The organism is Streptomyces sp. NPDC002889 (genome assembly GCF_042888425.1).
Taxonomy (GTDB): Bacteria; Actinomycetota; Actinomycetes; order Streptomycetales; family Streptomycetaceae; genus Streptomyces.
This window is the reverse complement of the sequence record NZ_JBIAPT010000016.1, coordinates 193,208-203,466: the sequence shown is the minus strand read 5'-3', so window position 1 is coordinate 203,466 and position 10,259 is coordinate 193,208. Positions and strand designations below refer to the sequence as shown.

General features: G+C 68.7%; 8 protein-coding genes. 7 read left to right on the top strand and 1 reads right to left on the bottom strand.

Annotated features, from left to right (window positions below; all coding sequences use genetic code 11):
- The 7 genes from ACFYWI_RS24610 to ACFYWI_RS24580 form a co-directional block, all read left to right on the top strand.
- Nucleotides 1-1,221, top strand: a 1,221-nt coding sequence (locus ACFYWI_RS24610; protein WP_389236379.1) for an alpha/beta fold hydrolase, incomplete at its 5' end; no start/stop codon positions are given.
- A 90-nt stretch (nt 1,222-1,311) separates the two neighbouring features.
- Complete coding sequence (locus tag ACFYWI_RS24605) at nt 1,312-1,821, top strand: hypothetical protein (protein WP_389236377.1); 510 nt, start codon at nt 1,312-1,314, stop codon at nt 1,819-1,821.
- Nucleotides 1,822-2,027: 206 nt separating this feature from the next.
- Entirely contained in the window at nt 2,028-2,636 is a 609-nt protein-coding gene (locus tag ACFYWI_RS24600) for a hypothetical protein (RefSeq protein WP_389236375.1), read from the top strand.
- Complete coding sequence (locus ACFYWI_RS24595) at nt 2,633-3,787, top strand: peptidoglycan-binding protein (RefSeq protein WP_389236373.1); 1,155 nt, start codon at nt 2,633-2,635, stop codon at nt 3,785-3,787. Before ACFYWI_RS24600 ends, ACFYWI_RS24595 begins: the two co-directional genes overlap by 4 nt.
- Nucleotides 3,784-4,548, top strand: a complete 765-nt coding sequence (locus ACFYWI_RS24590) for an ABC transporter ATP-binding protein (RefSeq protein ID WP_389236371.1) — start codon at nt 3,784-3,786, stop codon at nt 4,546-4,548. Before ACFYWI_RS24595 ends, ACFYWI_RS24590 begins: the two co-directional genes overlap by 4 nt.
- A complete protein-coding gene (locus ACFYWI_RS24585) occupies nt 4,545-5,741 on the top strand; it encodes an ABC transporter permease (RefSeq protein ID WP_389236369.1) in 1,197 nt (398 codons plus the stop codon). Before ACFYWI_RS24590 ends, ACFYWI_RS24585 begins: the two co-directional genes overlap by 4 nt.
- 713 nt (nt 5,742-6,454) lie before the next feature.
- On the top strand, nt 6,455-7,798 hold the full coding sequence (locus tag ACFYWI_RS24580; protein WP_389236367.1) for a cation:proton antiporter: 1,344 nt from the start codon (nt 6,455-6,457) through the stop codon (nt 7,796-7,798).
- Between the two features lie 245 nt (nt 7,799-8,043).
- Here the strand turns inward: ACFYWI_RS24580 and ACFYWI_RS24575 are convergent, their stop codons facing one another.
- Nucleotides 8,044-10,251 carry a bifunctional serine/threonine-protein kinase/ABC transporter substrate-binding protein gene (locus ACFYWI_RS24575; RefSeq protein WP_389236365.1) on the bottom strand — a complete coding sequence of 736 codons (2,208 nt, stop codon included), beginning with the start codon at nt 10,249-10,251 and terminating at the stop codon, nt 8,044-8,046.
- Nucleotides 10,252-10,259: the final 8 nt, after the last annotated feature.

The following is a 10,259-nucleotide window of genomic DNA, read 5'->3' as shown; positions in this document are numbered from 1 at the left end:
GGGTTCCGGGTGGAGCCGGGTGAGATCGAGGCGGTGCTGGCAAGGCACGGGAGCGTCGGTCAGGTCGCGGTGATCGTCCGGGAGGACCGGCCCGGCGACAAACGCCTCGTCGCCTACATCGTCCCCGTCGGCAAGGTCGACGACGGCCTCGGGCATACGCTGCGGGAGTACGTGGCCGAGAGGTTGCCCGATCACATGGTGCCGGCTTCCGTCGTGGTGCTGGACTCGCTGCCGGTCACGGTCAACGGAAAGCTGAACCGGGCTGCTCTGCCAGCCCCCGATCTCGAGGGCCTGGGCGGCCGGGCTCCCTCATCACCCCTCGAAGAGGCGCTGTGCGGGCTGTTCGGCGAGGTGCTGGGCCTGGAATCGGTGGGCGCCGACATCTCGTTCTTCGAACTGGGCGGTGACTCGCTGCTGGCGATGAAGCTGATCGCCAGGATTCAGACGGTGCTCGACACCGAGGTGAGCATCCGGGCGCTCTTCACCGGACCGACCGTCGAGGCGGTGGCACGATCGCTGAGCGGCGGCACCGGCGCCGACGACATCGGCCTGATCCTGCCGCTCAGGACGGAGGGCGAACAGCCGCCTCTGTTCTGCATCCACCCGAGCTCGGGACTGAGTTGGTGCTACACCGATCTCGTCGGACACCTTCCGCCCGATCGTCCGGTCTACGGTCTGCAGGCACGCGGCTACGGCGCCGACGAGCCTCTGCCGAAGACGCTGGAGGAACTGGCCGCAGACTACGTCGAGCAGATACGCGCCATCCAGCCCACGGGGCCGTACCACCTGCTCGGCTGGTCCTTCGGCGGAACCACCGCGCACGCCATGGCGACCCACATCCAGGAACAGGGTGAGGAAGTCGCCCTCCTGGCCGTCCTCGACGGCTACCCCCTCCACGCGGAAGCGCCCGAAGGCGGTCCCCACACCCAGAAGCGGGCGAAGGTCCGGGTTCTCTCCGAGATCCGCAGGATCAACGACAACAACGTCCAGCTGCTGAAGACCTTCACACCGCGCCCCTTCCATGGTGACCTGCTGCTTTTCGTCGCTGCGGAAGGGCGGCCGGACCACTCGCCCGCGGCTGCGGCTCCGGACAGCTGGACCCCGTACATCAAGGGAAACATGGACAGTTTCCAGATCAATTCCGATCATGATGGAATGCTGTCGGCGAAACCTGTGACGGAGATTGGACGCCTGGTTTCCGAAAGGCTGCGGGAGCAATAGAGAATTGTCAGAGCCAGGAACTCAGCGGGAGATCAAATGGAAGACACAGTGGGCTTGGTCGAAGGCCGGGATACCGGTCGTGGAAGACGGGTGAGCAGGGTCGGCATTCTGGCCGTCGCCGTTGTGGCCGCGGGATTAATGACCGGGGCCTGCTCGGATGGCTCGTCCGCCAGGAACGAGACCGCCCCGAGCAAGCCGGCGTCACCATCCGAGGACAACCCGAAGAGGGCCAAGGCTCAGGCCTTTGTCGACTGCCTGCGGAAGAACGGCGTGCCGAACTTCCCCGACCCCCAGCCCAACGGAGCGATCCTGCTCGACTCGAACGGCGGGATCAACGTCGAGGGAGCGGAGTACAAGAAGGCGGAAGCGTCCTGTAAGTCGCTGGCGCCCGCGGGTGGACACGCGCCCCCGCCGCCCGGTAGCCAGACCGCCGACCTGAAGAAGTACGTCACGTGCATGCGGGACAACGGCCAGCCGAAGTTCCCCGACCCCGTCAAGGGCGGCTTCGGCGGGGTCGACACCAGCACGCCCGCGTTCAAGGCCGCGCACAAGGCCTGCGAGAAGTTCTCACCCCCCGGTGCGCCCCCTCCGGGGAGCTAGCAACCCCTCCCGGAAGCCGGTGACGCCGAGGCGCCGGGTACTGACCTGTCGGCCTCGTAAGGCCCCGGTCCACCGCACTGACCCAGTGCGGTGGACCGGGGTCTTTTCGTCTGCCCAAATCCCCCTGAATGCTCGCCCGGAGAAGTGAAACCTTGGCGAAACCGCTGCTCTCGTAGAAAGGACACATGCCGGAGATCCAGCGAGCAATGGAGACGAAGATGGTAGTGACCGCCATCCATGGCGCCGACGGGAAAGCGGAGCGGAAAAGGCGTCTGCGCCGGAGCAGCGCGATGGCCGCCCTGCTGATGAGCGTCGCGCTGGTCGCCGGGGCCTGCTCCAGCAGCGACGAACCCGAGAAGGCCGTGGCGGACGTACCCGGGAAGACGTCCGAGACTCCCAAGGCCACAGGGAAGGCCGACGTCCTGGCCTATGCCAAGTGCATGCGCAAGAACGGCATGCCCGACTTCCCGGACCCGCAGCCCGGAGGCGGCCTCGGCCTGCCGCCCGGGACGGACCCCAACTCGCCCGAGTTCAAAAAGGTCGAGGACAAGTGCAAGCACCTCATGGGCGGCGACCAGGAAAAGGTGAACGGGGACGACAGCTGGTCCGCGGAGGACAAGCTCAAGTACTCCAAGTGCATGCGTGAGAACGGCGTGCCGAAGTTCCCGGACGCCGACGCGAACGGCGGCTGGAAGTTCCCGGAGAGCGGCGGCGACGTCGATCCTCAGTCGCCCCAGTTCAAGAAGGCAGAAAAGGCATGCGAGAAGTACCAGCCGCAGAACGTGCAGAGGACGGGCCCCAGGAGCGGTTCGTGAGTGCTTCGCAGACTCTTGAGGAAGAGGAGGCGGCCGCTGCCGGCCCTTCCGAGGACAAGGTCGCTCGTCCGCGTCCCCGGCGGCGCGGACGGACTGTGGCGATCACCCTGGCAGTCCTGGTGGCGGCAGGTGTGGGGGTCGTCATCGCCGATCCGTTCGGCGCCCGGCCCAAGGACACCACGATCGCGAGCAGCGTCCCGACCGGGCTGGCCAAGGTGACCAAGGGGACTCTGTCCGCCCGGACCCTGGAGAACGGGACGCTGGGCTACGCAGGCGACTACCAGGTGGTCAACAAAGCCAGCGGAACGGTCACCAAGTTGCCCGGCGTAGGTCAGGTGATCAAGCAGGGCAAGGTGCTCTACCGAGTCGACGGGAAACCGGTGATCCTGCTCCACGGCGCCTATGTGCCGGTCTACCGGGCCCTGTCCTGGGGGACCGAGGGCGCTGATGTGAAGCAACTGAACGCCGCACTGGTCGCCCTCGGATACGCCACCAAGGACGAACTCGACCCCGATTCGGACTACTTCGGCCGGCAGACCTACAACGCTCTCGTGGAACTGCAGGACGACGTGGGCCTCGAGGAGACAGGAGATCTGCCCCTCGGCCAGGCCGTGTTCCTGCCGGCCAAGGAGATCAGGGTCACCAAGGTCACGGCGGTACCCGGCGGCACGGTGGCGGGTGGCGCGAGCGTGATGCAGGCATCCTCCACCGACCGTGAGGTCACCGTCGAACTGAGCGCGAGCCAGCAGGCCGATGTGGCGGTCGGCGACAAGGTGACCATCACCTTGCCCACCGACAAGACCACCGAGGGCGTCGTGTCGGTGGTGGGCAAGGTGGCGACGAAGGGGACGAGCAGCACGACCATCGATGTCCGGATCAGGCCGCTGAAGCCGAAGGAGACCGGCCAGCTCGATCAGGCGCCCGTACAGGTGTCCATCGTGACGGAGACCGTGAAGGACGTGCTGTCGGTGCCGGTGAACTCGCTGCTGGCACTGGCCGGCGGCGGATATGCGGTCGAGGTCGTCGAGGACGCCGGCGACCACCGACTGGTCGCGGTGAAGCCGGGGTTGTTCGACGACGCCGCGGGCAAGGTCGAGGTGACCGGCACCGGTCTGACGGTCAACCAGAGCATCGTGGTGCCGTCCTCATGACCGAAGTGGAGACGCAGACACGGGTGGCCGGCGGCCGGCAGCTGGGTGAGCCGGTCCTGCAGCTGGACAACGTGAGCAAGGTCTATCCCGGAGTGACGCCGGTGGTGGCGATGGACCGGGCCAGCTTCACCATTCGCCGGGGCGACCTGGTGGCGATCGTGGGCCCGTCGGGGTCGGGCAAGACGACCCTTCTGCAGGTGATGGGCACCCTGGACCGTCCCACATCAGGGACGGTCAAAATCGTCGGCGAGGACGTCGCCAAGATGTCGGACTACGCCTTGGCGGGACTGCGGGCCACTCGGATCGGTTTCGTGTTCCAGCAGTTCTTCCTGGCCGAGCACGCCACGGCTCTGGAGAATGTCGCCGACGGGATGTTGTACTCCGGTGTCAGGCACGGTGCCCGGATGAAGGCCGCGGCCGACGCGCTGGCCCGGGTCGGGCTCGCGCACCGGGTCGACCACCGGCCGCCCCAACTGTCGGGAGGCGAACGGCAACGAGTCGCGATCGCCCGGGCCCTGGTCGGGAACCCGGCGATCGTGCTGGCCGACGAACCCACCGGCAACCTCGACAGCGTCTCCGGAGCCGCGATCTTCAAGCTGCTCAAGGACCTCAATGCCGAGGGCACCACCATCATCATGATCACGCACGACCGTGAGCTGGCCGCACGGCTGCCCCGCCGCATCGAGGTTCTCGACGGCCGCATCGTCGCCGACGTCACCGCCGAGGAGCAGCCCTTGGACACCGAAAGGCATCTGCCATGACGACCATGGCTCCCGGCCGGCTGCATCCGGCCGACATGGCCCGGACCGCCGGCGTGGGGTTGCGCACCCGGCGGATGCGGGCCGCCCTGTCAGCGCTCGGCATCTCGATCGGCGTCGCCGCGATGGTGGCGGTGATGGGGTTGTCCGCCTCGTCCCAGGCCGGCCTGCTGGCCGAGATCGACAAACTGGGCACCAACCTGCTGACCGTGACCCCGGGCCAGCTGCTGGGCGGCGGGGACGCCAAACTCCCCTACGACGCTCCCAAGATGATCGCTCGGATCGGACCGGTGGAGACGGTCCAGAGCACCGGCAAGACCAAGGCCAACGCCTTTCGCACCCCGTACATCAACAGCATCAACACCAACGCGATCACGGTGAACGCCGCCACCTTGGACCTGCCCGCAGCGGTGCGTACGAGCGTTGCCCGGGGCCAGTACCTCAACGCCGCCACGGCTGAGCAGCCGGTCGCCGTGCTCGGCTCGGCCGCCGCCAGGCGTCTGGGCATCGCCAAGATCCATCCGGGCGCACGCATCTGGGTCGGCGGACAGTGGTTCTACATCGCGGGGGTCCTGAACTCGGCGACCCTGGCGCCCGAGCTCGACTCCTCGGTGCTGGTCGGCTACCCGGCCGCGCAGAAGTACCTGCACTTCGACGGTCACCCGTCCATGGTCTATGTGCGGACCGACCAGGACCAGGTCAACGAAGTCCGCAACGTACTGGCCGCGACGGCCAATCCGGCGAGAGCGAGCGAGGTCGATGTCAGTCAGCCTTCGGCCGCTCTCGTGGCCCGTGCCGCCACGCAGTCCGCGCTGAACGGACTGTTCCTCGGGCTCGGGGCGGTGGCGCTGCTCGTCGGCGGCATCGGAGTCGCCAACACCATGGTCATCTCCGTCCTCGAACGACGCTCCGAGATCGGGCTGAGGCGCGCCCTCGGGGCGACCAAGGGAAACATCCGCCTGCAGTTCCTGTCCGAAGCGGTCCTGCTCGCCGCGATGGGCGGTGTGGTCGGGGTGGCTCTGGGAGCCCTCGCCACGACCGTCTACGCCCACATCAAGGGCTGGGCCACCGTAGTGCCGGTGCTCGCCTGGGGAGGGGGACTCGGCGCGGCAGTCGCCATCGGGGCCATCGCCGGCCTGCTTCCCGCACTGCGTGCGGCCCGTATGCAGCCCACGGAAGCTCTCAGAACCACATAGCGTCGGACTGCCCGGCAACGCGGAGACGGAGTCTCGCGGGGCCGGGCATCGGCATGCCCAGGTGTCCAACTGCCGATATCAGCCGGTTGGGAGCCGGCGACGCCAGGCTCCCGCGGGGCGATCGTTCGTGTCGCCCACGGCCGATACTCCCCCGAAACCGCCGTTCCCGTAGACAGTCGCGTACCGAGAATCGGAACGTGGAGGAAGACATGCATCGCGTACTTTGCCTTTTCGTCCTGGGTGCCGCTATTTTGGCGAGCGGCTGCTCCAGCAGCTCACCCGGCGTACCTGGGCAGCGGAACAGTCCTCCTGCCTCGACTTCGCCCGGAGGCCCGGCAATTGATCCGGTCGCCTATTCCGAGTGCATGCGTTCGCACGGAGTGCCGAACTTCCCTGACCCGGACGACTTCGGTGGCTTTCAGATCGGATCCGAAGCCGGTATCGACCCTCAATCGCCGCAGTACCGGGCAGCATACGAAGCATGTGAACGTCCCGCCTAGAATGCGGACGTTGCGGTGCACCCAGGTTACCCGGAGTGGACGACGCGTTGGTGGGCACATGCAGCGAATACTCCTCGGATGATTTCCCATGTGATGGTCGCTCGAGGGATGTTAACTTCGGATAAGGGCCGAACGGCGGGCATTTGAGTGTGACTCATGGGAGCTGAACTCCTCGCCGGCCGCTTCGAATTCTTCACTTACCCGAGGAGTCCTGTGTTGTCAGCAGCCCCGGTACCACCGTTAGCCCCTCACTCACTGCTCGTCTTTCTGCTTCAGGTTGCCGTACTCCTTCTCTCGGCCATCGTCCTCGGCCGGCTGGCCGGACGCTTCGGTATGCCGGCCATCGTGGGCGAACTGACCGCGGGCGTGCTTCTCGGCCCCTCGCTGTTCGGGTGGCTGGCGCCGGAGGCCGCGGGATGGCTGTTGCCGTCCAACCCCGCGCAGGCCCATCTGCTCGACGCAGTCGGGCAGATCGCCGTACTGTTGCTGGTCGGACTCACCGGCATCGAGCTGGACTTCACCATGCTGCGCCGCCGCGGCAGCACCGCGCTGCGGGTCAGCCTGTCCGGACTCATCATCCCGCTCGCGCTCGGTATCGCCGTCGGCTACCCGCTGGCGAAGCTCCTCTACACCGGTACGGCCGACACGACGGTCTTCGCGCTCTTCCTGGGCGTGGCCATGTGCGTCAGCGCGATCCCGGTCATCGCCAAGACACTGATGGACATGAACCTGATCCATCGCGACGTGGGCCAGTTGACCCTCGTGGCGGGCATGGTCGACGACGCCTTCGGCTGGTTCATGCTGTCGGTGGTCTCCGCGATGGCCGTCGGCGGGCTGACCACGGGCAAGGTCGTCATGGCGCTCGTCTGGCTCCTGCTCGTCGTGCTGATGGCGGTGGTGGTGGGCCGGCCCCTCGTCCGGACCGCCCTGCGGTGGAGCAACGGATCCGAGGAGCGTACGGTCGCAACGGCCGCCGCAATGATCCTTCTCGCCGCGGCCGGCACACAGTCCCTCGGGCTCGAAGCGGTCTTCGGGGCCTTCGTCTGCGGCGCCCTCATCGGCTCCAGCGGTGAGTTCGCCCAGGCCCGGACCGCCTCGCTGCGCACGGTCGTCCTCGCCTTCCTCGCCCCGCTCTTCTTCGCGACCGCCGGCCTGCGGGTCGATCTCAGGGCACTGTCCGACCCCAAGGTGCTCGCCGCGGCCGGGATCGTGCTGACGGTCGCGATCGTCGGCAAGTTCGCCGGCGCCTACCTCGGAGCGCGGCTGAGCCGGCTCAGCAAATGGGAGGCGCTGGCGCTCGGCGCCGGGATGAACGCCCGAGGCGTCATCGAGGTGATCGTGGCGATGGTCGGCCTGCGGCTGGGCATCCTCGACACCGGCACCTACACGATCATCGTCCTCGTCGCTGTCGTGACCTCGGTCATGGCGCCGCCGCTGCTGCGCGTGGCCATGAAGCGCGTCGAGTACACCGAGGAGGAGCAACTGCGCTTGCATGCGCGAGCCGAGAACGCGGCACCGCGCGAGAAGACGGCCCACGTTCCCGTACGGAGCGAGTGAGAGGGCGGGCCGCGGGGTGGAGGCCCGAAAGTACACGTCGGCGTCGGCGGGTTCTATGTCCCAGAGCGGTCGGCCGAACCAGGTCCTGCCGAGGCCCGAACCCGGACAGTACGTCGGTCTCGAACCGCTAGCTCCTCAACCGGCGCGGTCGCCCAGTGCGCACGCAGGTCCCGAAGGAGGAGGAGCCCCCGGGCCACAAGGGAGGGACCCAGCAGAGCTCAAGAGAACTCACGGGATGTCGCACATCAAGCCGTGGCGCTCTTGTACTGGCCGAGATGGCGGAAGCGGCCACCGGACGCCTGGAAAAGATGCAGCCCGTCCACGTTGTAGGGGGTGCTCGATGCCGTGTAGTGCAGCCGTTTGGTGATCCCCCGGTAATCGGTGTCGCGCAGCCGCTCGACGATCGCCCCCCGTTCTGCGCGGGATGCGCCCAGTGTCGTCATGGCACGGGCGACGAAGTGCGTCGCGTCGTACGCCTCGGCGGAGTACCAGGGCGGGGCGGCGCCGTCGAAGCGTTTGCGGTAGGCAGTGACGAACGACCGCGCTGCCGCCACGCGGGTCGGATCGAGGAAGGCGGTGGAGAAGACCCATCCCTCGCCCGCGTCGCCCGCCGAGGTGAGGAAGCGGGGGTCGAGGGCGCGCTGAGTGGCCAACCGTGTACCGGAATAGCCGGCGGATCGCAGCTCACGGGCCAGCTTCGCGGCGCGCGCATACCCTCCCGCGAACACCACGGCGTCCGCTCCCGAGTCGGTCAGCGTCTCGGCGAGGGCACGGAAGTCGTCGGCTGCGTCGTCCTTGGCGGCGACGGTGCGCCGGGTTGTGGTGTGCTGCCCGGATCGCATGGCCTCACCGATGCGTCTGCAGATCTCCCAACTGAAGCCGCCCTCGGCCGCGTCGTCGATCAGCACCGCCTTGCGTGCCTGGGCCGTGCGGACGAGGTAGGCGATGATGGGATCCGCCAGGGTGCCGTTGGACGGGCGGGTGGCCGCGTACACACGGTAGGTGATGGTGGACACGTCGTCGAGTCCGACCGACACGGAGACCATGGGGAGCAGCGCCTGCTGGTACAGGCCGAGGACGGCCTTCGCACAGGCATCGGTGGTCGGCCCGATCACCGCGCGGACCCGGTCGTCGGCCGCCAGTTGCCGCGCGACCCGTGCCGCCCGGGTCGTGTCGCCCGCGTCGTCGTGCACCTGGAGGGCCAGCTCGAAGCCGTGGTCGGCGCGGGAGTTGAGGTGTTCGACGGCGAGCCGGACGCCGTTCTCCTGCGCGCGGCCCACCGTCCGGTGGCTTCCGCTCAGATCGGCGTGCAGGGCGACGATCAGCCGCGGAAGCCGGGTGCGACTTCCCAGCGTCGAGGCGCGGCCGGGGCGATCCGCGGTCCACCAGGCCGCCGTTCCGCCCGCCGCCAGGACCCCGAGGGCCGAGCCCAGCATCAGGAAGCGGCGTCGCGTGGAGCCCTTCGGCCCCTCCACGCCGGGTACCGGATCGTCGCCTGGCCGCGCACCGGCCGCCGTCGGCCCGGAGACCTCGGTCGCCTCGACGGCCGGCAGGGCAAGGACGGCGGCCGAACGGCGCGCGATCAGACGGGTGAGCGACTCCGGCAACCAGCCCCCGCTCTCACCCTCGCGGTCCCGGCCGTGGGGCTCCGCCCCGCCCAGGGCCCGCCGCATCTCAGCCACCGTGGGGCGGGAGCCCGGGTCCTTCCCCAGGCAGTCCCGCAGCAGCGGCAGCAGTGCCGCCGGAACGCCGTCCAGGTCCGGCTCGTCGTGGACCGTACGCACCAGCACTTCGGCCGCAGACCCCCGGCCGAAGGGGCGTTCGCCCGTCACGGCGAACGCCAGCAGACAGCCGAGCGAAAAGACGTCACTGGCCGGCCCGATCTCCCTGCCCCTTCCCTGGGCCTGTTCGGGGGAGAGGAACCCGGGGGAACCGACCACCATCCCGCTGGCGGTGAGCGCGGTGTCCTCCGGCGTTCGGGCGATACCGAAGTCGATCATTCGCGGTCCGTCGACCGCGAGCAGCACATTGCCGGGCTTGACGTCCCGGTGCACCAGACCCGCCCCGTGCACGGCGTCCAGTGCCTCGGCGAGACGGGCTCCCAGAAACCGGACCGGGTCGTGCGGCAGCGGCCCGCACTCCTCGACCGCCTCCGCCAGCGAGGGGCCCGGCACGAATGCCGTGGCGAGCCACGGCGACTGCGCGTCCGGGTCCGCCTCGAGCAGCGGCACCACCCAGGGGTTGGAGACCCGGCCCGCTGTCTCCACCTCACGGCGGAAACGGGCACGGAAGCCCGGGTCGTCCGCGTGCGCGGCGCGGATGACCTTCAGCGCGGCGAGCGAACCTCCGGTGGAGCGGGCCAGATACACCACACCCATGCCGCCCGCGCCCAGCCTGCGCAGCAGCCGGTAGCCCGCGATCCTGACCGGGTCGGCGCCGCGCAACGGCTCCATCAGCGCGC